The sequence below is a fragment of the Pseudoxanthomonas composti genome (assembly GCF_004122095.1).
Lineage (GTDB): Bacteria > Pseudomonadota > Gammaproteobacteria > Xanthomonadales > Xanthomonadaceae > Pseudoxanthomonas_A > Pseudoxanthomonas_A composti.
Genome location: NZ_SAWZ01000001.1, coordinates 459,676 through 482,283, shown reverse-complemented (window position 1 = coordinate 482,283; position 22,608 = coordinate 459,676). Strand labels below are relative to the sequence as shown.

General features: G+C 68.8%; 26 protein-coding genes. 10 read left to right on the top strand and 16 right to left on the bottom strand.

The window, feature by feature from the left end:
• Positions 1–21: 21 nt before the first annotated feature.
• Genes lptB through EPA99_RS02025 form a run of 5 tightly spaced genes read right to left on the bottom strand, consistent with a single transcriptional unit; the run spans position 22 to position 3,387 of the window.
• Positions 22–744, bottom strand: a complete 723-nt coding sequence (lptB, locus tag EPA99_RS02045) for an LPS export ABC transporter ATP-binding protein (RefSeq protein WP_129469517.1) — start codon at positions 742–744, stop codon at positions 22–24.
• Complete coding sequence (gene lptA / locus EPA99_RS02040; protein ID WP_129469516.1) at positions 744–1,283, bottom strand: lipopolysaccharide transport periplasmic protein LptA; 540 nt, start codon at positions 1,281–1,283, stop codon at positions 744–746. The genes lptB and lptA overlap by 1 nt, the downstream gene beginning before the upstream one ends.
• On the bottom strand, positions 1,261–1,824 hold the full coding sequence (gene lptC, locus EPA99_RS02035; protein WP_129469515.1) for an LPS export ABC transporter periplasmic protein LptC: 564 nt from the start codon (positions 1,822–1,824) through the stop codon (positions 1,261–1,263). The genes lptA and lptC overlap by 23 nt, the downstream gene beginning before the upstream one ends.
• Entirely contained in the window at positions 1,821–2,369 is a 549-nt protein-coding gene (locus EPA99_RS02030) for a KdsC family phosphatase (RefSeq protein WP_129469514.1), read from the bottom strand. Before EPA99_RS02030 ends, lptC begins: the two co-directional genes overlap by 4 nt.
• A 10-nt stretch (positions 2,370–2,379) precedes the next feature.
• A complete protein-coding gene (locus EPA99_RS02025) occupies positions 2,380–3,387 on the bottom strand; it encodes a KpsF/GutQ family sugar-phosphate isomerase (RefSeq protein ID WP_129469513.1) in 1,008 nt (335 codons plus the stop codon).
• A gap of 53 nt (positions 3,388–3,440) precedes the next feature.
• Between EPA99_RS02025 and EPA99_RS02020 the strand changes: the two genes are divergently transcribed.
• From EPA99_RS02020 to EPA99_RS02005, 4 genes are all read left to right on the top strand, one after another.
• Positions 3,441–3,665, top strand: a complete 225-nt coding sequence (locus EPA99_RS02020) for a BolA family protein (protein ID WP_129469512.1) — start codon at positions 3,441–3,443, stop codon at positions 3,663–3,665.
• Positions 3,662–4,066 (top strand): GFA family protein, encoded by a 405-nt coding sequence (locus tag EPA99_RS02015; protein WP_129469511.1) that lies wholly within the window; start codon positions 3,662–3,664, stop codon positions 4,064–4,066. Before EPA99_RS02020 ends, EPA99_RS02015 begins: the two co-directional genes overlap by 4 nt.
• A 73-nt stretch (positions 4,067–4,139) precedes the next feature.
• Positions 4,140–5,411, top strand: a complete 1,272-nt coding sequence (gene murA, locus EPA99_RS02010; RefSeq protein ID WP_129469510.1) for a UDP-N-acetylglucosamine 1-carboxyvinyltransferase — start codon at positions 4,140–4,142, stop codon at positions 5,409–5,411.
• Positions 5,411–5,758 carry an EF-hand domain-containing protein gene (locus EPA99_RS02005; RefSeq protein ID WP_129469509.1) on the top strand — a complete coding sequence of 116 codons (348 nt, stop codon included), beginning with the start codon at positions 5,411–5,413 and terminating at the stop codon, positions 5,756–5,758. Before murA ends, EPA99_RS02005 begins: the two co-directional genes overlap by 1 nt.
• Positions 5,759–6,123: 365 nt before the next feature.
• On the opposite strand, the gene EPA99_RS02000 is transcribed toward EPA99_RS02005, so the two are convergent.
• Genes EPA99_RS02000 through purM form a run of 5 tightly spaced genes read right to left on the bottom strand, consistent with a single transcriptional unit; the run spans position 6,124 to position 9,768 of the window.
• Positions 6,124–6,813 carry a DUF3108 domain-containing protein gene (locus EPA99_RS02000; RefSeq protein WP_129469508.1) on the bottom strand — a complete coding sequence of 230 codons (690 nt, stop codon included), beginning with the start codon at positions 6,811–6,813 and terminating at the stop codon, positions 6,124–6,126.
• Positions 6,813–7,532, bottom strand: coding sequence for a DUF3108 domain-containing protein (locus EPA99_RS01995; protein ID WP_129469507.1), 720 nt, complete (start codon positions 7,530–7,532; stop codon positions 6,813–6,815). Before EPA99_RS01995 ends, EPA99_RS02000 begins: the two co-directional genes overlap by 1 nt.
• A complete protein-coding gene (gene purN, locus EPA99_RS01990) occupies positions 7,529–8,194 on the bottom strand; it encodes a phosphoribosylglycinamide formyltransferase (protein WP_129469506.1) in 666 nt (221 codons plus the stop codon). Before purN ends, EPA99_RS01995 begins: the two co-directional genes overlap by 4 nt.
• A gap of 34 nt (positions 8,195–8,228) precedes the next feature.
• A complete protein-coding gene (locus EPA99_RS01985) occupies positions 8,229–8,675 on the bottom strand; it encodes a hypothetical protein (protein WP_129469505.1) in 447 nt (148 codons plus the stop codon).
• Between the two features lie 16 nt (positions 8,676–8,691).
• Positions 8,692–9,768: a phosphoribosylformylglycinamidine cyclo-ligase gene (gene purM, locus EPA99_RS01980; RefSeq protein ID WP_129469504.1), complete on the bottom strand. Its 1,077-nt coding sequence runs from the start codon at positions 9,766–9,768 to the stop codon at positions 8,692–8,694.
• A 104-nt stretch (positions 9,769–9,872) separates the two neighbouring features.
• Here purM and EPA99_RS01975 point away from each other — a divergent pair, with 104 nt between their 5' ends.
• The 3 genes from EPA99_RS01975 to hda are packed head-to-tail and all read left to right on the top strand — an operon-like array spanning position 9,873 to position 12,841.
• On the top strand, positions 9,873–10,952 hold the full coding sequence (locus tag EPA99_RS01975; RefSeq protein WP_129469503.1) for a DUF2066 domain-containing protein: 1,080 nt from the start codon (positions 9,873–9,875) through the stop codon (positions 10,950–10,952).
• A gap of 27 nt (positions 10,953–10,979) precedes the next feature.
• On the top strand, positions 10,980–12,149 hold the full coding sequence (locus EPA99_RS01970; RefSeq protein ID WP_129469502.1) for an AI-2E family transporter: 1,170 nt from the start codon (positions 10,980–10,982) through the stop codon (positions 12,147–12,149).
• Positions 12,146–12,841 (top strand): DnaA regulatory inactivator Hda, encoded by a 696-nt coding sequence (gene hda / locus EPA99_RS01965; RefSeq protein ID WP_129469501.1) that lies wholly within the window; start codon positions 12,146–12,148, stop codon positions 12,839–12,841. The genes EPA99_RS01970 and hda overlap by 4 nt, the downstream gene beginning before the upstream one ends.
• A gap of 21 nt (positions 12,842–12,862) precedes the next feature.
• Here the strand turns inward: hda and murU are convergent, their stop codons facing one another.
• Positions 12,863–13,570, bottom strand: a complete 708-nt coding sequence (murU, locus tag EPA99_RS01960) for an N-acetylmuramate alpha-1-phosphate uridylyltransferase MurU (protein ID WP_129469500.1) — start codon at positions 13,568–13,570, stop codon at positions 12,863–12,865.
• Complete coding sequence (locus EPA99_RS01955) at positions 13,567–14,580, bottom strand: aminoglycoside phosphotransferase family protein (protein ID WP_129469499.1); 1,014 nt, start codon at positions 14,578–14,580, stop codon at positions 13,567–13,569. Before EPA99_RS01955 ends, murU begins: the two co-directional genes overlap by 4 nt.
• A 73-nt stretch (positions 14,581–14,653) precedes the next feature.
• Here EPA99_RS01955 and EPA99_RS01950 point away from each other — a divergent pair, with 73 nt between their 5' ends.
• Positions 14,654–16,060: a mannose-1-phosphate guanylyltransferase/mannose-6-phosphate isomerase gene (locus tag EPA99_RS01950; protein ID WP_129469498.1), complete on the top strand. Its 1,407-nt coding sequence runs from the start codon at positions 14,654–14,656 to the stop codon at positions 16,058–16,060.
• Positions 16,061–16,664: 604 nt separating this feature from the next.
• On the opposite strand, the gene EPA99_RS01945 is transcribed toward EPA99_RS01950, so the two are convergent.
• Both EPA99_RS01945 and EPA99_RS01940 read right to left on the bottom strand, forming a co-directional pair.
• Positions 16,665–16,937 (bottom strand): GlsB/YeaQ/YmgE family stress response membrane protein, encoded by a 273-nt coding sequence (locus EPA99_RS01945; RefSeq protein WP_129469497.1) that lies wholly within the window; start codon positions 16,935–16,937, stop codon positions 16,665–16,667.
• A gap of 118 nt (positions 16,938–17,055) precedes the next feature.
• Positions 17,056–18,549: a M20 family metallopeptidase gene (locus tag EPA99_RS01940; protein WP_129469496.1), complete on the bottom strand. Its 1,494-nt coding sequence runs from the start codon at positions 18,547–18,549 to the stop codon at positions 17,056–17,058.
• Positions 18,550–18,806: 257 nt separating this feature from the next.
• Here EPA99_RS01940 and EPA99_RS01935 point away from each other — a divergent pair, with 257 nt between their 5' ends.
• Positions 18,807–19,142: a ComEA family DNA-binding protein gene (locus EPA99_RS01935; RefSeq protein ID WP_129469495.1), complete on the top strand. Its 336-nt coding sequence runs from the start codon at positions 18,807–18,809 to the stop codon at positions 19,140–19,142.
• 288 nt (positions 19,143–19,430) lie between these two features.
• Positions 19,431–20,036: a HutD/Ves family protein gene (locus tag EPA99_RS01930; protein ID WP_241688224.1), complete on the top strand. Its 606-nt coding sequence runs from the start codon at positions 19,431–19,433 to the stop codon at positions 20,034–20,036.
• Here the strand turns inward: EPA99_RS01930 and EPA99_RS01925 are convergent.
• Together EPA99_RS01925 and EPA99_RS01920 are read right to left on the bottom strand one after the other, a co-directional pair.
• Positions 20,030–21,610, bottom strand: a complete 1,581-nt coding sequence (locus tag EPA99_RS01925; RefSeq protein WP_129469493.1) for a sulfite reductase subunit alpha — start codon at positions 21,608–21,610, stop codon at positions 20,030–20,032. The genes EPA99_RS01930 and EPA99_RS01925 overlap by 7 nt on opposite strands.
• Positions 21,601–22,587 carry an FAD:protein FMN transferase gene (locus EPA99_RS01920; protein ID WP_129469492.1) on the bottom strand — a complete coding sequence of 329 codons (987 nt, stop codon included), beginning with the start codon at positions 22,585–22,587 and terminating at the stop codon, positions 21,601–21,603. The genes EPA99_RS01925 and EPA99_RS01920 overlap by 10 nt, the downstream gene beginning before the upstream one ends.
• Between the last annotated feature and the right edge of the window lie 21 nt (positions 22,588–22,608).

Below are 22,608 nucleotides of genomic sequence, written 5' to 3'. Positions count from 1 at the left end.
GGCCGGGCTGATCCGCATGGATCACAGCCGGAACGTTTCCCCGAGATAGACACGGCGCACGTCCGGATTGGCCAGCAGTTCGTCCGGAGCCCCCTGCGCCAGTACCCTGCCTTCATTCAGGATATACGCCCGGTCACAGATTCCCAAGGTTTCGCGGACGTTGTGGTCGGTGATCAGCACGCCGATCCCGCGATCCTTCAGGTGGGTCACGATGCGCTGGATCTCGCCCACCGAGATCGGGTCGACGCCGGCGAAGGGTTCATCCAGCAGCATCAGCCGCGGCTTGCCGGCCAGGGCGCGGGCGATCTCGCAACGGCGGCGCTCACCGCCGGAAAGGCTGGCGCCCAGCTGCTCGGCCACGTGCGAAAGCTGCAGTTCGTCCAGCAGGGAGCGCATTTCCGCTTCGCGTGCGTCCTCGCCATCCAGGTCGTCGCGCAGTTCCAGCACCAGGCGCACGTTGTCGGCCACGGTGAGCTTGCGGAAGATCGAGGCCTCCTGTGGCAGGTAGCCCACGCCCAGCTTGGCGCGCCGGTACATGGGCTCGGCACTGATGTCCTGGCCGTCCAGCTCGATGCGCCCGGCATCGGCCGAGACCAGGCCGACGATCATGTAGAAGCAGGTGGTCTTGCCGGCGCCATTGGGGCCGAGCAGGCCCACCACCTCGCCAGGCTGCAGGGTCAGGCCGAACTCGCGCACGACCTCGCGCTGCTTGTACTTCTTGCGAAGACCCTGGGCGTTGAGCATCAGCGCTTGCCCTGCGTGGCCGGCGGCGTGGAGGTCTTGGCCTTTGGCTGGATCACGCTCTTGACGCGTCCGCCGCCACCGCCGCTCTGCATGTTGCCGGTCTTGGTGTCGTAGACCATCTTCTCGCCGCTGTTGGTGCCGCGCGGCGACTTGACCGTGTAGTTGCCGGTCAGGGTGATGATGTCCGTCTGCATGTCGTACTCGATGCGATTGGCAACCGCATCGACCGGCGTGTTGTCGTCGTTGATCTGGTGCATCTTCACCTGGTTGCCGGTGAAGATCGCCTTGACCACCTCGCCATCCTTGCGGATCACCTCGGCGCGCGCGGCCTGGATGTCCAGCGTGCCCTGCACCAGGTGCACGTTGCCGCTCCACACCGAGGTGCCGTTGCCGTCGATGGAGCCCTCCTGGCTGTCCGACTCCAGTTCGAGCGCCTGGTTGCGGTCGGAGGTCTTGGCCGATGCCTGGACCGCGCACAGGCCCGAGAGCAGCACGACCAGCGCCAGGCGGGCGAGGTTAGCGGGCGGATTTCGGGACATAGCGGGATTTCACTCGGGATTGGAATTTGTACTGGCGGGTGTCGAGATTCATCTCGAAACCGCGGCCGGTGAGTATAGAACCGGGCTGGGTGAGGGTGACCTGCTGGTCGGTGACCGCGCGGTTCTCGTTGGGCAGCAGGTCCAGGCGCGAGGTCTTGAAGTCGGTCCGGTCCGGCGCGCCCGGGGCGCTATTGGCCACCACGTCATCCTGCAGGATGGCCTTGTCGCCATCGGCGCTGATCCAGGCGGTCTTGCTGCGGGTTTCCCAGTGGCCGCCGTTTTCGTCCGGCACAAGAAACAGCGGCGTCTGCACCGTATAGCTCTTGTCCTGGGCGCTGCTCTGCATGTACGGCGCCTGCAGCGTCACCGACTCCTTGCCGTCCTTGTCCAGCGCGGTCATCTGGAAATCGCGCAGCACATAGCTGGAGCGGTCCGGGTCGACGGTCTCCTGGCTGCGGCGGTCGCGGTTGTTCCAGGCCGACCAGCCGCTGAAGAGCGCGGCGGCCACCAGCACGATCGCGGCGATGCCACGCCAGCTCACGGGGCAAAACCCTCGATCACCGCCGCCACCTTGCCCTGCGCATGCAGCAGCAGGTCGCAGACCTCGCGCGCCGCGCCCATCCCGCCGGACAGCGTGGTGGTCCAGTGCGCGGCGGCGGCGGTCCAGGGATGGGCATTGGCCGGCACGACCGCCAGGCCCACGCTGCGCAGGCAGGCCAGGTCCGGCAGGTCATCGCCCATGAAGGACACCTCGTCCAGGCCGATGCCGCGGGCCTGGCAGAGCTGATGCAGCTGGCCGAGCTTGTCCTTCACGCCCTGGTAGGCACCGATGCCCAGCTCGCCGGCGCGGTGCTCCACCACCTTGCCCTGGCGCGCGGTGATCAGCGCCACCTCGATGCCATGGCGGCGCAGGAGCACCAGGCCCTGGCCATCGAGCACATGGAAGGACTTGGCTTCCACGCCATGGCCGTCCAGGTACAGGCGGCCGTCGGTCAGAGTGCCGTCCACGTCGAAACAGGCCAGCCTGATGCGGGCGGCGCGATCGAGCAGAGCCTGGGAGACGGGCGGGGACGAAAGAAATTCCATGTGACGATGCTTAGACCACGCGTGCGCGCAACAGGTCGTGAATGTTCAACGCGCCTACCGGGCGCCGTTCCTCGTCCACCACGATCAGGCCGCTGATCTTGTGCGTCTCCATCAACCGCGCCGCCTCGGTGGCCAGCTGGCGCGCGTCGATGGTCTTGGGGTTGCGGGTCATCAGCGTGCCGATCCGCGTATTGCGCAGGTCCAGGACGGTGTCATCCAGCATGCGGCGCAGGTCGCCATCGGTGAACAAACCGCTGAGCCGCCCTTGCGCATCCACCACGGCGGTCATGCCCAGCCGCTTGCGGCTCATCTCCACCAGCGCCTCGCTGACGGTGGCCTCTTCCGAGACCTGCGGGACATCCTCGCCGGCATGCATCACATCGGTGATGTGCAGCAGCAGGCGCCGGCCCAGGCTGCCGGCCGGGTGCGAGCGGGCGAAATCGTCGGCGGTGAAGCCGCGGGCCTCCAGCAGGGCCACGGCCAGCGCATCGCCCATGGCCAGGCTGGCGGTGGTGCTGCTGGTGGGCGCCAGATCCAGCGGGCAGGCTTCGACCTCCACGCTGACGTCCAGGTGCACGTCTGCCTCGCGGGCCAGGGTGGACTGCGCCCGGCCGGTCACGGCGACGATGGCATTGCCCTGGCGCTTGAACACCGGCAGCAGCATCAGCACCTCGTCCGACTCGCCCGAGTAGGACAGCGCCAGCACCACGTCCTTGTCGGTGATCATGCCCAGGTCGCCGTGGCCGGCTTCGCCCGGGTGCACGTAGAAGGCCGGGGTGCCGGTGGAGGCCAGGGTGGCGGCGATCTTGCGCGCCACGTGCCCGGACTTGCCCATGCCGGTGCAGACCACGCGGCCGTGGCTGGCCAGGATCAGGCGGCAGGCCGCGGCGAAGCTGCCGTCCACGCGCCGGGCCAGCGATTGCAGCGCCTGGGCCTCGATCTCGGCCACGCGGCGGCCGCTGCCGATCAGTTCGGCATCGGTGAACGCGGAAGGCCTCAAGGCTGGGGATGCAGTCATGCGCGGCGGCGCCTGGGCTTAGAATGGCCGGGTATTTTATGAGGAAACCCGCCGTGGACGCCGAAACCATCCGTGAACTCATCGAAGCCGGCCTGCCGGGCGCCAAGGCGCAGGTCCAGGGCGATGACGGGGTGCATTTCGAGGCCACGGTGGTCAGCGAGGCCTTCCGCGGCAAGCTGCCGCTGGCCCGCCACCGCATGGTCTACGCCACCCTGGGCGAGCTGATGGGCGGGGCGATCCACGCCCTCCAGCTGAAAACGGTCACCCCCGACGAATGAGCCACCCGCACCGCGGCAGCTGCCTGTGCGGCGGCGTGCAGTACCGGATCGATGGCGAGATCCCGCAGATCGTGTTGTGCCACTGCGCGCGCTGCCGCAAGGCCACCGGCTCGGCGTTCGCGGCGGTGGCGCCGGTGCCGAGCGAACAGTTCCATCTCCAGGCCGGGCAGGCATTGCTGTCCGAGTTCGAATCCTCTCCCGGCGTGTTCCGCGTGTCCTGCCGCACCTGCGGATCGCCGCTGTACAGCCGTCGCCCGTCGCAGCCGGATCAGGTCCGCGTGCGGATCGGCACGCTGGACACGGTGCCGGCCGGCGCCGCGATGATGCACATCTTCACCGGGTCCAAGGCGCCGTGGTTCGAGATCCACGACGACGCCCCGCAATACGACACGCGGCCCTGACACGGCGCCAGCCTCCAGGTCGATCCGCGTCCTTCTTTCGAAACATCCAAGCCATCCAGGACCTTTGCTTCCCATGCAGAAAATCATCGTCACCGGCGGAAAGACCCTCCAGGGCGAGGTCTCCATCTCCGGCGCCAAGAACGCCGTGCTGCCGATCCTGTGTGCCACATTGCTGGCCGATGCGCCGGTGGAAATCACCAACGTCCCCAACCTGCACGACGTGGCGACCACGGTGAAGCTGCTGGGCGAGATCGGCGCAGGGGTCAGCATCGACGAGGGCACCCTGGCCCAGGGCCGCAGCATCACCATCGACCCGACCACGGTGGATCGCTTCGTCGCCCCTTACGAGCTGGTGCGCACCATGCGCGCCTCGATCCTGGTGCTGGGCCCGCTGGTGGCCCGCCACGGCGCGGCGGTGGTGTCCCTGCCCGGCGGCTGCGCCATCGGCTCGCGTCCGGTGGACCAGCACATCAAGGGCCTGCAGGCCCTGGGCGCGCACATCACGGTGGAGAACGGCTACATCAAGGCCCGCGCCGCGCGCCTGAAGGGCGCACGCTTCGTGTTCGACATGGTCACCGTCACCGGCACCGAGAACGTGATGGCCGCCGCCGTGCTGGCCGAAGGCACCACGGTGCTGGAGAACGCGGCGATGGAGCCGGAAGTCACCGACCTGGCCGAATGCCTCAACGCCCTGGGTGCGCGCATCGAGGGGGCGGGCACCTCGCGCATCGTCATCCATGGCGTGGAGCGCCTGGGCGGCGGCCGCCACGCCGTGGTCCCCGACCGCATCGAGACCGGCACCTTCCTGGTGGCCGCGGCCATGACCGGCGGCAAGATCACTGCGCGTCGCGCGCGTCCTGACACCCTGGAAGCGGTGCTGGAAAAGCTCAAGGAAGCCGGCGCCAGCATCGAGACCACGGACGACAGCATCACCCTGGACATGCAGGGCAGGCGGCCCAAGGCGGTGGATCTGACCACCGCGCCATACCCGGCGTTTCCGACCGACATGCAGGCGCAGTTCATGGCGCTCAACTGCGTGGCCGATGGCGTGGGCGTGATCAACGAGACGATCTTCGAAAACCGCTTCATGCACGTCAACGAGCTGCTGCGCCTGGGCGCGGACATCCGCGTGGAAGGGCACACCGCCATCGTGCGAGGCAGCCAGGGCCTGAGCGGCGCGCCGGTGATGGCCACCGACCTGCGCGCCTCGGCTTCGCTGATCCTGGCCGGGCTGGTGGCCCAGGGTGAGACCACCATCGACCGCATCTACCACCTGGACCGCGGCTACGAGAACATCGAAGAAAAGCTCTCCGGCCTGGGTGCCGTCATCCGCAGGGTGTCCTGATGTTGATCTCCTCGAAGAAGGGCAGCTTCTCGCGCCGCCGCCGCGGCCTGTTGGTGGTCGTCGTGCTGGTCCTGCTCGCGGTGGGCTGGATGGCCTGGATCAAGGCCGCGGGCCTGAGCGGCATCGAATCCAAGGACATGGACTGGAACGGCGACGGCGCGGTGACGCAGGAGGAGATCCTGCAGTCCTATTACGCGGTCAGCGTGCGCAAGAGCCAGGAAGGGCCGCGCGAGTGCTCGACCTTCTATTGGCGCAAGGACGGCAAGGAGATCCGCGTGGATTGCCGCACCTCGTTTGAGACCAAGCCGGTGGACAAGCCCGAGGAGGGTCAGTCCAAGGCCAAGTAAGGCCGCATCGGGTGGGGGCTCGCTCGCGGCATCGGCGGCTGCGCTTGGAGATGTTCAGCGAATGGCTGCCGACCGCAGTTGTGGGAGTGGATTCCATCGGCTAAGGGGCTTTACCGGTAAATCCCTTTTGCGACTGAAGCCGCCCCCACAGCGCACGATGAAGCGACCGGTCGCTGTGCTTTTTTTGTGGGAGCCGATTCATCGGCGAAGGGGCTTTACCGGCAAGTCCTCCTCGCGGCTCAAGTCACCCCCACAAAGGCGATGCAGCCCGTGAGGGCCGCATCGCGGAAGGAAATCCGAGCTGAAAGCGCGCCCGGTCAAACGAGGTCCGGCGCCTGCCGGACCTTGATCTCGCATGTGTTGGCTTAGTTCACCGACTTGATGCGCAGGTCGATCGAATCGGCGCCGTTCTCACGCTGCAGCATGCGCACCGGCACCGGCATGTTGGGCACCACCCACACGACCATCTCCTTCTTGCCATCGACCCGGCTGACCTTGGTCGCCTGCAGCGCCTTGCCGTTGACGGTGACTTCTTCCTTGCCCAGGACCTTGTAGGTCATCGGCCGGACCTTGCCACCCTCGACCATGCGGTAGTTCAGCGGCTTGCCGTCCTTGACGTCGCGGGCGATCGCCAGGTTGACCAGCAGCGCGTCCATGTCGCCTGCCTGCAGCGGCACCGGTCCGGCGCGGTCGGGCTTGACGTCGCCGCTCCAGGTCGCCTGCTTCTTGGCCCAGTCGAAGTTGGTCTTGACCGTCTTCTGCTTGACCAGCATGCGCGAGCTGTCATCGCTGGACAGGGGGCGCAGCCTGCCGCCCTGCTCGTCGAACACCGTGCTCTGGCTCAGATCCACCAGCTGATTGCGGATGGTCAGCTTGTACTGCCACTGGCCGCCGTCCTGCTTGCTCAGGCTCATCTGGCCGTCGCCGGTCATGCCCATGGCCGAGGCCTGGTAGGCGGCGTTGAACGGCTCCAGCGCCATGGCCGGGGCGGCCAGCGTCAGCGACAGCGCGGTGGCGGCCAGCGGGGTACACAGCCGGGAAAGCTTGGATTTCATCATTGCACTCCTTGGTACTGGATCAGGCGCAGGTCGACGTCGTCCTGGCCGTCCTTGCGTTGGAGGATCCGGATGGGGGTGGGAACGCCTTCTGCGATCCAGAACACCGTTTGCTTGTCGCCGCCGTTGGTGCGCGACACGCGCATGGCGTTGTAGCTCAGGCCGTCGACCTCGACGATTTCGCGCTCGGTGGCCACGGTGTAGTCGTACTGGCGCACGCGGCCCAAGTCGACCACACGGTAGCTGAGCGATTTGCCAGGCTCGGCATCGCGGATCACCGCCAGGTTCATCAGCAGGGCGCTCTGGTCGCGCGGCTCCAGGTCGATGGGCGCCAGGCGCTTTTCGTCCAGGTCGCCGGTCCAGGTCGCCTTGCGGGTACGCCAGTCGTACATGCCGACGGCGCGCTTGCTGCGAAACACCGCGCGCTGGGTGGTGGCCTGGCTCAACGGCCGGAAATGGCCGTCGCCTTCCACCGAGAACGCGGTGCTCTGGTCGATGTTCAGCGCCAGCAGGCCCGCCACCCCGCGATTGCCGTGCAGATCCAGGTTGATCTGCCAGTACTGCGGGTTGGCATCGCTCACGCGCATGCTGGCATCGCCGGCCAGCCTGCCCTTGTAGTAGGCCTCGTAGGTGGCACTGAACGGCTCCAGCGCCCAAGCCGCGCCGCCCGGCATTGCCAGGGCTGCGAACGCCAGCAGGCCGGAGAGGGTGCGGTTCATTGGGTGAGCAGGCAGTCGGTGTCCGAGGAGGAATCTAGGAGCAGCGGCTTAAATACCGCCTGACCATCCAGCAGGACCGTACCATCCTGTTCAGACAAGGCGGCGTGAGCGGCCAGCGCCAGCACCGCGCAGAGCAGGCGGTGCTCCAGCGGCAGCAGCCGCTCGGCCAGGGTGTCCGGGGTGTCGTCCTGGCGGACCGGTAGGCGCACCTGGGCGATGACGGTGCCGGCATCCAGTTCCGGGATGACGAAATGCACGCTGGCGCCGTGCTCGGCATCGCCGGCCTGCAACGCGCGGGCATGGGTGTGCAGGCCGCGGTGGCGCGGCAGCAGTGAGGGGTGGATGTTGATCAGCCGGCCACGGAAGCGCGCGACGAAGGCCGGCCCGAGGATCCGCATGTAGCCGGCGCAGACGATCCAGTCCGGGGCACTGGCCGCAACGGCATCGCCCATGGCCGCATCGAAGGCCGCCCGGTCGCCCAGCGCCCTGGCGTCCATCGCCCAGCGCCGCCCGGCATCGACCATCTCCAGGGCCGCTGCCGCCGGCTTGTCGCTGAAGACCCCGACGACCTGCGCATCCAGGCGGCCATCGGCGATGGCATCGAGGATCGCGCGCAGGTTGCTACCCCGTCCGGAGGCCAGCACGGCGATGCGCAGGCTCATGCGTCGGCCCCGTTCGGTGACAGGGAGGCGGCGATCACGCCGCGGCCGCGGGGGTGGCGGTGAACAGCTGCCTGACCTGCGGGCGCAGCAGCACGATCAGCGTGAACACCCCCAGCACCGTGCCGAAGGGCATCATCATGCAGGACAGTCCGGCCACCACCAGGCACAGGGTATGGCGGCGATGCCGGGCCAGGCAGCGGCCGGCGTAGGCGATGAAGCCGGCCAGCGTCAGCCCGCAGACGATGAAGACCCCGGCGAAGGCCACGAAAAACCAGCCAAACAGTTCGGGCGAAGGCGCACCGGGCTGGTCCGGCGGCACGGGCATGTGCCCGTTGACCATGGCCAGGCCGATCACCAGATGGATCACCGGAAACAGCGAGAACAGACCGGTGATGGCGGCCAGGATGTAGTGGAAGATCGACAGCAGCCGCAGCTGCTGCAGGTCCTCGGCGCTGGCCGGCGGGGCGGGGATCACGTCCACGGGTGATCTTTCCGACTCAGTCGATGTGGACGCGTTCGTCGCCGGAGGCGGCGACCACCTCACCGATCTGCCAGTGCGCCAGGCCCAGGCCGTCCAGGCTCTGGCCGATGGCGTGCACCGCATCGGCCGGGATCACCAGCACGAAGCCGATGCCGCAGTTGAAGGTGCGCCACATCTCCGCATCGGCCACCTGGCCCTGCTGCTGCAGCCAGGCGAACACCGGCGGCTGCGGCCAGGCGCCGGCGCGCAGGGTCAGGCCCAGGCCTTCGGGGACCACGCGGATGATGTTCTCGGTCAGGCCGCCGCCGGTGATGTGGGCCATGCCGTGGATCGCCTGGCGGTGCTTGCCCAGCAGCTCCAGCACCGGCTTGACGTACAGCGCGGTGGGCGCCATCAGCGCGTCGACCAGCTTCACCCCGCCCCCCAGCTCGTGGTCGGCCGGGCTGCCGGCGCGCTCATAGATCTTGCGGATCAGCGAGTAGCCGTTGGAATGCGGGCCGCTGGAGGCGATGCCGATCAGCACATCGCCCTCGGCCACGGCCGAGCCGTCCAGCAGCTCGGACTTCTCCACGCCCGCCACGCAGAACCCGGCCAGGTCGTACTCACCCGGCGGATACATGTCCGGCATCTCGGCGGTCTCGCCGCCGATCAGCGCGCAGCCCGACTCCTCGCAGCCGCGGGCGATGCCGCCGACCACCGCCGCGGCGATGTCGATGTCCAGCTTGCCGGTGGCGAAGTAGTCCAGGAAGAACAGCGGCTCGGCGCCCTGCACCAGGACATCGTTGACGCACATGGCGACCAGGTCGATGCCGATGGTGTCGTGGCGGCCCAGCTGCTGGGCCAGCTTGAGCTTGGTGCCCACGCCGTCGGTGCCGGAGACGAGCACCGGCTCGCGATACTTGCCCGACAGGTTGAACAACGCACCGAACCCGCCCAGGCCGCCCATCACCTCGGGACGGAAGCTGCGCTTGACCAGCGGCTTGATGCGTTCGACGAGGGCATTGCCTGCGTCGATGTCGACACCGGCATCACGGTAGGTGAGGGAAGTAGGCTGGGTCACGAGGGCTCGCCGGAGAAACGGGAAGCCGCGCATTTTAAGGGAAGCGGCCGGCCGGGCGCTTGCCTGAATGGCGAAAACTGGCAGCCGTGGACAATCCCGACGACAATCCCACCGGTTCATGGGACCAGGACTGCCTGATGCATCGCCTTTTCAGTATCGCTGCCGCCTTCTTGCTGCTGATCGCCGCGCCGGTATGGGCGCAGGACGAGCCCAGGACCGAGGGCGACCGCGCCGGTGCGCAGGGGCTCTACCAGGCCGAGGTCGCAGTCAGCGGCCAGGGCGATGACCAGCGTCAGACCGGCTTCGCCCGGGCCCTGGCGGCGGTGCTGTCCAAGCTCAGCGGCGATCGCAGCGTGACCGGCCGGCCCGGCGTGGGCGCCGAACTGCGCAAGGCCGCCGAGTACGTGGAGAGCTACGACTACCGCCAGGATCAGGGCACTTCGGCGATGGGCGCGCCGACCTTCCGCACCACCTTGATCGTGCGCTTCCGTCCCTCCGACGTGGATATGCTGGCCGGCGTGCTGGGCCTTCCGGTCTGGCCCGACCCGCGGCCCAAGCCGGTAGTGTGGGTGGCTATCGACGACGGCAGCGGCCCGCGCCTGGTCGGCCTGCAGCAGTCCAACGCGGTGCGCCCGCTGCTGGACCAGGCGATCCAGCGCGGCTATCGCCTGGGCCTGCCGACCGGCACGGCCGCCGAGCAGGCCCTGGCCGGGGCGATCTGGCGCCAGGACAGCGCCGCCGTGGCGCAGGCGTCCTCGCGCTACAGCCCGCCGATGCAGCTGGTGGGCAAGATCTACCGCAATGCCGGCGGCTGGAAGGCCGACTGGATCTTCGTGGACAGCGGTCGTGAGCTGGCCAAGTGGTCGGTGGAGAACCCGGACGCGCGCCGGGCCATCGCCAGTGGTGCCGATGGCGCCGCCGACGCCCTGGTCAAGCGTTACGCCAAGGCCAGCCAGACCGGCACCCCCGGCACGTACCGGGTGGTCTTCCGCGGCATCCGCAGCAACCAGGACTATCTGCGCCTGTCGGCCGCGCTGCAGGGCATGACCGTGGTCCGCCGCATTGCGCCGGCCCGGGCCACGCCCGATACCCTGGAGGCCGACCTGGACCTGCTCAGCGGCCTGACCGGCTTCCAGCGCCTGCTGGGCGACGGGCCGATCGTGGCCGAGGGCGGTGAACCGGTGCTGGGCCAGCCTCCGGTGTTCTACCTGCGCTGATCCTGACCCCCTCCACTGAAGACCCCCATGATCGAAAATCCGCAGCTGGAAATTGCCCTGTTCCTGCGCCGCCTGCAGTGGGTCGCCATTGCGCTGGGCGTGCTGTGGCTGGTCTGGCTGCTGTCGCCGGTGCTCACCCCGTTTGCGGTGTCGCTGCTGCTGGGCTGGATGGGCGACCCGCTGGTCGATCGGCTGGAAGAACGCGGCCTGTCGCGCAATACCGGCGTGATCCTGGTGTTCATCCTGATGGTGGTGCTGGTGGTGGTGCTGATGCTGATCCTGGTGCCGGCCATCGAGGAGCAGATCCGCACCCTGGTCGAGCAGACCCCGCGCTACCGCGACTGGTTGCTGGGCACGGCCATTCCCTGGGTGGAGCGCCGGGTCGGGGTGAAGATCTCCGACTACCTGGACCTGCCGCACATCATGGAGCTGGTGCGCAGCAACTGGGAGCGCGCCGGCGGCATGGCGACCACGGTGCTGGCCTACATCTCGCGCTCGGGCTTCGCCCTGTTCGGCTGGGTGGCCAACATCGTGCTGATCCCGGTGATCACCTTCTTCTTCCTGCGCGACTGGGACCTGATGGTGGGGCGGGTGTCCCTGGCCATCCCGCGCGCCTACGTGGCCACGGTCACCCAGCTGGCCAGCGAGTCCAGCTATGTGCTGGGCGGGTTCCTGCGCGGCCAGTTCCTGGTCATGGTGATCCTGGGCGTGATGTATGGCGTGGGCCTGTGGGGCGTGGGCCTGGACCTGGGCATCCTGATCGGACTGATCGCCGGCCTGCTGACCTTCGTGCCGTACCTGGGGCCGGCCAGTGGCGTGCTGATGGGCGTGGTGGCCGCGCTGATGCAGTACGGCGATTTCAAGCACGTGGCGCTGGTGCTGGTGGTGTTCGGCATCGGCCAGGTAATCGAGAGCTACTGGCTGACGCCCAAGCTGGTGGGCGACCGCATCGGCCTGCATCCGGTGGCGGTGATCTTCGCGGTGCTTGCCGGCGGCCAGCTGTTCGGCTTCCTGGGCATGTTGCTGGCGCTGCCGATGGCGGCGGTGGTGAACGTGCTGCTGCGCTACGCGCACCAGCGCTACACCGCCAGCCAACTGTACTCGGGCGGACATCCGACCATCCTGCTGGACCCATATCTGGACAAGGACGCAGCCGCGCAGGCGCCCGTTCCCGGCCAGGAGCCGCCGCAGGCGTGAGCATCCCGCAGTTGCCGCTGGCCCTGCGCTCCACGCCGGACCAGCGCCTGGAGACCTTTATCGCGCCGCCGGAAGGGCTGCTGGCGCAGCTGCGCGCCCTGGCCTTGGCGGCGGAGGCCGACTGGCTGTACCTGGCCGGTGCGCACGGCACCGGCAAGACCCACCTGGCCCTGGCCACCTGCGCGGTCGCGCAGCAGGCCGGGCGTGCGGCCAGCTACGTGCCGCTGATGGCCGCGCGGGGACACCTGGCGCAGCTGCTGGAAGGGCAGGAGTCTTTCGACCTGGTCGCACTGGACGGGCTGGAAGCCATTGCCGGCGAGCGCGCCGATGAGATCGCGCTGTTCGATTTCCACAACCGCGCGCGTGCCGCGGGCATCGGCGTGCTGTACACGGCCGTGGACCTGCCGCACGAGATCGGCCTGGTGTTGCCGGACCTGCGCTCGCGCCTGCAGCAGTGCGCGCGCGCCGCGCTGCCGGTGCTGGACGATGCCGGCCGTGCCGAGGTCCTGCGCGACCGCGCCCAGCGTCGCGGGCTGGTGCTGGAGCCGGCGGCGATCGACTGGTTGCTCAGCCGCACCGGGCGCGAGCTGGAGCACCTGGTCCGGCTGCTGGATCAGCTGGACCGGGCCTCGCTGGCGGCCCAGCGCCGGGTCACGGTGCCGTTCCTGCGGCAGGTGCTGGGGCCACGCTGAAGCCTGACCGCGCGATGGCGCTCAGGCGCCGGCGCGGAGCTGCTGGTCCAGGGATTGCAGACGCTGCGGGGTGCCGACATCGGTCCAGTGGCCCGGGTGATGCTCGCCGGTGACCTGGCCATGTTGCATCGCCGCCCGCAGCAGGGGCGCCAGGCGGAAGCGCGGCGGGTCGTGGCGGGCGCCGGGGTACTCGGCTTCCACGGTCTGCCAGTCCCGCAGCAGATCCGGCGAGTACACGCCGATGCCGGCGAAGGTCAGGCGTGGCTGACCTGCGGTGTCGAGGCGGCCATCGGCGCGCAAGTGGAAGTCGCCTGCCGGGTGGTGCTCCGGGTTGTCCACCAGCACCAGGTGCGCCAGCCCGGCCGGTGCCTGTGGCAGCCGGGCAAGATCGTAGTCGCTCCAGATGTCGCCGTTGATCGCCAGGAACGGCGCGTCGCCCAGCAAGGACAGGGCGTTCAACATGCCGCCGCCGGTTTCCAGCGGGGTGGGGCCTTCGTAACGGAACTGCAGGCGCAGGCCCCAGCGCGCACCGTCGCCCAGCGCCGGTTCGAAGCGCTCGGCCAGCCAGCTGGTGTTGACCACCACCTCGCGCACGCCCAGGGCCGCCAGCTTCTCCAGGTGCCACGCGATCAGCGGTTTGCCGCCCACCTCGAGCAAGGGCTTGGGGGTGTGGTCGGTGAGCGGGCGCATGCGCTCGCCCAGGCCGGCGGCGAAGATCAGCGCTTTCACAGCGGATCCTTGCCCGCCATGACCGGGCGGATCACCTGGTCCAGCAGCGCACCCAACGGGGCCAGCTCCGGATGGCGCGGCACCACCTCATCCAGATAGCCGATGAAACGCGGCAGGTCCGGCAGGTAATGCGACTTGCCATCGCGGTAATGCAGGCGGCAGAAGATGCCCAGGATCTTCAGGTGGCGCTGCACCCCCATCCAGTCCGCATCGCGCCAGAACACGGGCCAGGGCGGCACCGGGACGCCGGCGGCCAGGGCGCGCTGGTGATAGACCGCCAGCCAGCCATCGACCCGCGCCAGCGGCCAGCTCAAAAAGGCGTCCTTGAACATGCTGACCGGGTCGTAGGCCACCGGGCCGCGCACGCAGTCCTGGAAATCCAGCACCGCCGGCCCAGGCAGCACCGGCATCAGGTTGCGCGGCATGTAGTCGCGGTGGGTCAGCACCTGCGGCTGCGCCAGCACGTTGTCCATCAGCCGTCGCTGCACCAGCTGCAGGCCCTCGGCCTGCGCGCAATCCAGGGTCAGGCCCAGGTGGCGGACGAGGAACCATTCCTCGAACAGGCCGGCATCGCGCTGCAGGAGCGCTTGGCCGAACTGCCCGTAGCCCTCGGGCACCGGGATCGCCTGCAGGCGGATCAACTGATCGATCGCCGCCTCGAACCAGGCATCGGCGTTGTCCTCGGTCGCGGTCTGCGCCAGGGTCGGTGCACCCAGGTCCTCCAGCAGCAGGAAGCCCTGGACGATGTCCCGGGCGCGCACCTCGGGGACGCGCACGCCGTGGGCGTGCAGCAGGTCGCGCACCTTCAGCCAGGGCAGCAGGTCCTCCAGGCCGGGCGGGGCATCCATGACGATGTGGTCCGGGCCATGGCCCTGGGTGCGCCAATAGCTGCGCGCGCCCGCATCGGGGGTGATCGAGGTCAGTGCGGCGTCGGGATCCTGCAGCGCCGCGCGGGCCCAGGCCAGGCGCTGCCTCTGGCGCGCGAGGAGATCATGAACAGGTACGGTCATCAGGACTGCTTTCATCTGGCGCTGCAAATGTTAAGGGTACACTCCGTGGCCCCCATTTCAGGATCGAGCCCCTATGTCCGAGCTGCAGCCCGTTCTGCTTTCCGGTGGTTCCGGCACCCGCCTGTGGCCGCTGTCGCGCGAGGCCTATCCCAAGCAGTTCCTGCCCCTGGGAAGCGACGACACCATGGTGCAGACCACCTGGAAGCGGGTCGAGCCGCTGACCTCGCTGGCGCCGATCGTGGTGGCCAACGAAGACCACCGTTTCCTGGTGGCCGAGCAGCTGCGCCAGATCAAGGCGCCGACGCCGAAGATCCTGCTGGAGCCGGTGGCCAAGAACACCGCGCCGGCCATCGCCGCCGCGGCCCTGTGCGCGCTGGAAGGCGGCACCGATCCGCTGCTGCTGGTGCTGCCGTCGGATCACGTCATCGCCAATGCCGAAGCCTTCCGCAACGCGGTGGAGTCGGCCAGCGCCGCCGCCGAGGCGGGCGCGCTGGTGACCTTCGGCGTGGTGCCCGACGCCCCGGAAACCGGCTTCGGTTACATCCAGGCCGGCGCCGGCCATGGCGTGGTGCCGGTGCAGCGCTTCGTCGAGAAGCCCGACGCGCAGACCGCGGCCCAGTACCTGGCCGAAGGCGGCTATTACTGGAACAGCGGCATGTTCCTGTTCAAGGCCAGCCGCTATATCGAGGAACTGCAGAAGTTCCAGCCGGCGATGGTCGAGGCGGTCAAGCAGGCGCTGTCCGCAGGCACGCGCGATGGCGATTTCATCCGCCTGGACAAGGCGGCGTTTGCCGCCTCGCCGTCCGATTCGATCGACTACGCGGTGATGGAAAAGACCGCCGATGCCAAGGTGCTGCCGATCGACGTGGGCTGGAACGATGTCGGCTCCTGGTCGGCGCTGTACGACGTGGCCGACCACGACGCCAACGGCAATGTCTGCGTGGGCGATGTGATCTCGGTGGAGAGCCGCAACAACTACGTCCACGCCGAAGGCCTGGTGGCCCTGGTGGGCGTGGAGGACGTGGTGGTTGTGGAGACCGACGACGCCATCCTGGTCGCCAAGAAGGACCGCGTGCAGGAGGTCAAGAAAGTCGTGGCCCAGCTCAAGCACGACCAGCGCTCGCAGGCGGCCCTGCACCGTAAGGTGTATCGCCCCTGGGGTGCCTACGACTCCATCGACATGGGCGCGCGCTTCCAGGTCAAGCGCATCACCGTCAACCCCGGCGCGTCGCTGAGCCTGCAGATGCACCACCATCGTGCCGAGCACTGGATCGTGGTCAGCGGCACGGCCAAGGTCACCCGCGGCGATGACACCTTGCTGCTGTCGGAGAACCAGAGCACCTACATCCCGCTGGGCGTGACCCACCGCCTGGAGAACCCGGGCAAGGTGCCGCTGGAGCTGATCGAAGTGCAGTCCGGCAGCTATCTGGGCGAAGACGACATCGTGCGCTTCGAGGACGTTTACGGCCGCAGCAACTGAGTAGCCGGGTGCGGCGCGTCATCGCCGCCATCCGTTGATCCAAGCCCGAGATGAGCCAAGGCCCGCAGCGATGCGGGCCTTTTTCTTGATGCCATCTCGACTTGAATGGCGTGGTGCAACGCCGGTGCATTCACCACCTCAGGAGGACAGCGCTTGTTTGGCCGGTAGCTGGTCTTGCCTCGGTCAGGGCCTCCTGCGCTGCCTTGAGGCGCTTGGCTTCCTGCCTCGCTGGCCGCGACGATTGGTCGCTGTACCGCTGCTGCAGGTGCCCGGTTCCTCGGCGTTCCCGGCGTGGTGGATGGAGGAGCGTCATCCACCCTACGGCATGCTGCCGCTCCCCTCAGCTTTTCTGGCGTTGGATCGAAGGACGTCAGGTCCATCAGGTCGCGTGCTGGCCCCGGGCCAGGCTGGTTGGCGGAGTCTGCTTTGCGCGACCCGCCACATTTCACCGGTAAAGCTTCATCTTCCGATACTTCAGCGAAGAAGCTTTCGCCCGGAGTCAGGCGTGCCAGGCCGCTGCCGCGGGGTGATGGGCGCTTGCCGATCGAGCACGGCGCATCTGCTTGGTCAGCTGATGGTGGCCTGATGGATCTCCGCGCAGGCGTCAGCGCCGCGGCCGGGAGAACAGGCTGGTCAGCCCCAGGATGACCACCGCGCCGATCAGGGCGCCGATGAAGCCGGCCGGCTCGCCAGCCGCGTACCAACCCATGTAGCGCCCAAACCAGCCGGCCAGCACGGCACCGGCGATGCCCAGCACGATGGTCAGCAGGCAGCCGATGCGCGCGTTGTGCGGGGTGATGAAGCGGGCCAGCAGGCCGACCACGAACCCGACCAGGATGATGTAGAGCCAGCTGTGGCTACCGAACAGATTATCCATTGCGGAACATCGAGGGGCGATTGGATCGCAAGCCTGGCAAAGCCGCCGACGTGCAGACGTGAAAACGGCCGCGGGTGCGGCCGTTTCGCTTCACCTCGATGGAACGGGCGCTGCGCGCTCAACAGCAGCCGTGGTCGCCATGGCGGGTGCCGCTGTCTGCGGCCACCGGCGAGCCGCTGGTCTCCCCGCGCACGCTGGCAGCGTGGTGCTCGGAGATGACCTTGGACACGCAGGCAGTCACGCGCTTGCCCATGGGGATGTGCAGGAACTCGTTGGGGCCATGGGCATTGGAGTGAGGCCCCAGCACGCCGGTGATCATGAACTGCGCGCCGGGGAATTTTTCGCCCAGCATGCCCATGAAGGGGATCGAGCCGCCTTCGCCCATGTACATCGCCGGCTTGCCGAAGAACGCCTGGCTGGCCTGGTCGATGGCGCTTTCCAGCCACGGCGCCAGGGCCGGCGCATTCCAGCCGCTGGACGCCTTCTCCAGGTCCAGCGTGACCTGCGCGCCATTGGGCGGATCGCGCAGCAAGGCGTCCTTGAGCAGTTCGCCGCAGCGCTTGCCATCGGCCGTGGGCGGCAGTCGCAGCGACAGCTTCACCGCCGTATGCGGGCGCAGCACGTTGCCGGCCGAGGCCAGCGGCGGCATGCCGTCCACGCCGGTGACCGACAGCGCCGGGCGCCAGGTGCGGTTGAGCACCAGCTCGGTGAGGTCCTGGTTCATCGGCTTCAGGCCATCGACCAGCGGAAACTTGTCGTAGATGGCGGTATCGACCACCTCGGCCGCGCGCTGGGCCTGCTGCAGGCGCTCGGCCGGGATCTCCACGTGCAGGCCTTCCAGCAGGATGCGGCCGGTGTTCTCGTCCTCGATGCGCGAGAGCAGCTGGCGCAGCAGGCGGAAGCTGGACGGCACCACGCCGGAGGCATCGCCGGAATGCACGCCCTCTTCGAGCACCTTGACGGAGAAGTTGCCGCCGGTCAGGCCGCGCAGCGAGGTCGTGCACCACAGCTGGTCGTAGTTGGCGCAGCCCGAGTCCAGGCACACCACCAGCGAGGGCTGGCCGATCCGCGCGGCCAGGTGGTCCACGTAGGCCGGCAGGTCGTAGCTGCCCGATTCCTCGCAGGCCTCGATCAGGATCACGCAGCGCGCATGCGGCAGGCCCTGCTCCTGCAAGGCCATGACCGCGGTCAGCGAACCGTAGATCGCATAGCCATCGTCGGCGCCGCCGCGGCCGTACAGGCGGTCGTCCTTCAGCATCGGCTTCCACGGGCCCAGGTCCTCGTCCCAGCCGGTCATTTCCGGCTGCTTGTCCAGGTGGCCGTACAGCAGGATGGTGTCATCGCCCGTGCCCTGGCCCGAGGCGGGGATTTCCACGAAGATCAGCGGGGTGCGGCCTTCCAGCTCGATCACCTCGACCTGCATCCCGGCGATGGCCTGGGCGCGGGCCCAGGACTCCATCAGCTTCACTGCCTGCGCCATGTAGCCGTTGGCCACCCAGTCGGCGTCGAACATCGGCGACTTGTTGGGGATGCGGATGTACTCGACCAGCTGCGGGACGATTTCCTCATCCCACTTCCGGGCCACGTAACGGTCTAGGCGTGCGCTGTCCAAGGTCAACTCCAATCCGGCCAAACCGCCATTTTACCGCGTGCCGGCGCGGGGCCTTGAACAGGGGGAGGCGAACCGCCGGCGGCCCGCTAGCGGCTGGGTAGGAAATTTCCTACGCGCGGCCGGGTGCAAATCCTGCAGACCGGCGGGAAGGCGGGCGATATCTTGGCCCCATCGTCGAACGCACACTGGACTCACCGGCACAAAGGGAAACCCCGGACACCGGCAGCAACCATCCTCATCGCACAAGGAGTGTCGCAATGAAATCGTTCGCCATTGTTCTGAAGTCGCTGATTCTGTCGCTGCTGCTGGCCACCAGCGCCTACGCCGCCGACAAGGTCAACATCAATACCGCCGATGCCAGCACCCTGGATGCCGTGCTGGTCAACATCGGGCCGAGCAAGGCGCAGGCCATCGTGGCCTACCGCAAGGCCAACGGCCCGTTCAAGAGCGCCGAAGAACTGGCGATGGTCAAGGGGATCGGACTGAAGACCATCGAGAAGAACCGCGACCGCATCGAAGTGGGTCGCAGCGTGGCCACGCCCAAGAAGGCGGCCGCGTCGGCCCAGGCAGCGAAGCCGGTCGTTCGCCGCTGAGGGTTGCAGGGACCCACGAGGCGTGCCACAGGAACTGGCCGCATCGTAAGAGGGCAGGAAGCCCAGGGGACAGGCACGGAGCGCCGACACGGATGTACGAACCGCTTTGGACTGGCGGATCTCGGGCAGGAAGCCGGAATCGTCCGGCAGGACGCCAACAGGGACGTGCCATCGCCCGCGACGCAGGATGCGCCGCGGGCGATGTCTTTTTTGGCGCCGGCAACGCCTCGCGCGGCTGTCAGGGCCGATGCGCCCTAGACTGTGGCGCTGCCATCGTCGATGCCCGCCATGTCCGACTCACGCGTCATTCCCGCCAACGACTACCGCCGCGAGCGCTGGAAGAACGGCCTGGGCTGGACCCGCGAGATCGCCCGCTCGCATCCGTCCGAGGACTGGGACTGGCGCCTGTCCATTGCCGAGATCGAACACAGCGCCGCGTTCTCCACGTTCGACGGCGTGGACCGCGAACTGGTGCTGCTGCAGGGGCAGGGCGTGCGGCTGGCCTTCGATGACGGGGAAGCGGCGCTGCTGACCCTGCCCGGCGAGCGCCATCGCTTTGCCGGCGAGCGCGCCCTGCGCGGGGAACTCATCGATGGGCCGACCCACGACTTCAACCTGATGTGGCGCCGCGACCGCATCGGCGCCGAGTTGCTGGTGCGTCCGCTGGTGGGGTCGATGCTGTTCTTCACCGCGCCGGGAGAAACCTGGGCGCTGCATCTGATGTCCGGACAGGCGCAGTTCGACAGGAGCACCGGCCTGCCGCCGCTGTGGCAGGGCGATACTGCGCTGCTGGTCGGCGGGCAGACGCGCTCGCGGTACATGCTGGACGGTGGCGGGCAACTGCTGGCCATGCGCCTGACGCCGCTGGCCCCGGCCCAGGAGGGGCTTCAGTAGACGTCGCGCCGGTACCGGCCCTGCGCGCGCAGCTGCTGCAGGCCAGCATCGCCCAGGATGGCCCGTAGTTCGGCATCCACGGCCGGGGCCATGCCGGCCAGGCTGCCGCAGACGTAGATGGCCGCGCCCTCGTCCACCCAGTTCCGCAGCTCATCGGCCGCCTGGCGCAGCTTGTCCTGCACGTAGACCCGCTGCGGCGGATCGCGCGAGAACGCCAGGTCCAGCCGCGCCAGGTGTCCGCCGTGTTGCCAGCGCAGCAGCTCGTCTTCGAAGAAGCAGTCGAACTGGCGGGTGCGTTCGCCAAACAGCAGCCAGTTGCGATGGGCGCGGCGTGCCTCGCGCTCGCGCAGCAGGGCGCGCAGGCCGGCCATGCCGGTGCCGTTGCCGATCAGGATCAGGGGGCGTGCATCGTCAGGCACATGGAAGCCCGGGTTGCGACGCAGGCGCACGGCGATGTCCTGTCCGATCGCCGCGTGCGCGGTCAGCCAGCCGCTGCCTAGCCCCAGCCGGCCATCGGCCTGCTGCATGCGGCGCACCAGCAGCTGCAGGCAGCCGTCGGCGGGAAGCGAGGCGATGGAGTACTCGCGATGCGGCAGGGGCGGCAGGCTGTCGGTGAGCGATGCCAGGTGGCCGTCCTCGCAGGCCTCGGGCAGTTGCTTGCCGGCCAGGGCTTGGCGCAGCGCGGGCGTGGCCTGCTCCGACAGGCGGTGCCGCGCCAGCCAGGCCTCGACCTGCGTCGGGTCATGGCGTGGGCCGATCTCGGCGATATCGCCGGCCTGCCAGTGCGCCTGCGGCGATGGCGCCAACTCGATCAGCCACGCCCCGGCCCCGGGGCTGCCGGGGTTGAGCTGTCGGCGGGCCAGCAGCGGCCAGGCCTGGTAATCGGGCGAGCTCCAGTCCGCCTGCGCGGTGTCGCCGGTCAACACGCTCAGGTGATGCTGCCAGTGGCGCAGGGCGGCATCGTCGGCGTTGTCCACCTCCACCCGATCGAACAGCGGCTTGGCCCTCAGCTGCTGCAGACGCGCATCCAGCGCGCGGCCGAAAGCGCAGAACTGCGAGTAGGCGCGATCGCCCAAGGCCAGCACCGCGTAACGCAGGCAGGCCAGGTCCAGCCCGTCGCCGGCGAGCATCGGCAACATGCCCAGGGCGTGGTCCGGTGCATCGCCTTCGCCGGTGGTGCTGACCACGAACAGCACGCGCGCCTGCCGTAGTTGACTCACCGTCAGGGCCTCCACCGGTAGCAGCTGGGCCTGCGCACCGCCCTGCCTCAAGGCATCGCAGCTGCGCTCGGCCAATGCCAGGGCGTATCCGGTCTGGCTTGCATAGGCCACGATCCATGTCGAGCCGTCCGGGTCGACCTGGCCCGATGGCGCCCGTCCGCGCCAGCAGATCATCGCGATCCAGGCGAGGTAGCCAGTTGCAAGCAGGGCCGCTGTCCAGGCCCGCAGCGGCCGCGCATCGGGCGGCTCGAAGCGATGCAGGCTGGCGAGTGCCAGCACGCAGGCCAGCAGCCCGACCAGCGCAAGGGCGTTGCCCAGCCGTGCGCGCCAGGCCGGCGCGGCCGTCACCCGCATGCGACCGTCCTCGCCTGGAATGCGCGGGTCGCTTGGATGACGGGGCCCTGCGCGCCGTGGGCGACGAAACGCGCCGCCATGCCACGCTGCTCGGCAAATGCCAGGCCTTGGGTGGGCCCCATGACCGTGAGCGCCGTGGCCCAGGCATCGGCTTCCATCGCGCTGTGCGCCAGTACGGTCACCGCCGCCGCGGCCTGGGTGACTGGCTGGCCGCTGCGCGCATCCAGCGTGTGCGCGTAGCGCGTGCCGCCCGCCTCGAAGCGATGCCAGCGGTCGCCCGAGGTCGCCACCGCGTCACCGTCCAGCGCCAGCACGCACGGCGCGGTGTCGGCGTCGAGTTCGCTGGCGGTTTCCACCAGCACGCGCCAGCGCGCGCCATCGGGGCGCAGGCCCCAGCCGAACAGTTCCCCGCCCACTTCCACCAGGCCGCCCAGCACGCCGCGCGAGCGTAGCCAGCGCGCGACCTGATCCACGCCGAAGCCCTTGGCGATGGCCGACAGATCCAGCTGCACGCCACCGGGTTGCAGCAGTTCACGTGGCGCCTGGCCCCGCCACTGCAGCCGCCGCCAGCCCGCGCGCTGCAGTGCCTGGGTGAGGGTGTCCTGGCCAGGCACGGCAAAGCCGCGGCCGTGCGCGCCAAACCCCCATGCGGCCACCAGCCCGCCCAGCGTGGGGTCGAAGGCGCCATCGCTGGCCTGCGCGATCTCCAGCGCGCATCCCAGCACGGTCTGAAACTGCGCCGGTAGCGCATGCCAGCTGCCGGCGGCGGCCTCGTTGTAGCGCGAGAGATGCGAATCCTCCCGCCAGGTGCTCATCTGCGCGACCACCTCATCCAGCTGTGCCTGGATGCCGGCGTGCAGCCGATGCAGGTCCGTTTGCGGTGCGGTGCTGAGCTTGACCGACCAGGTCGTGCCCATGGTCTGTCCGCCCAGGGTGGCCAGTGCAAGGTCAGGAACGATGGAGGGCGGGGAAGACATGAAACCTGGCGTTGTCTCTTT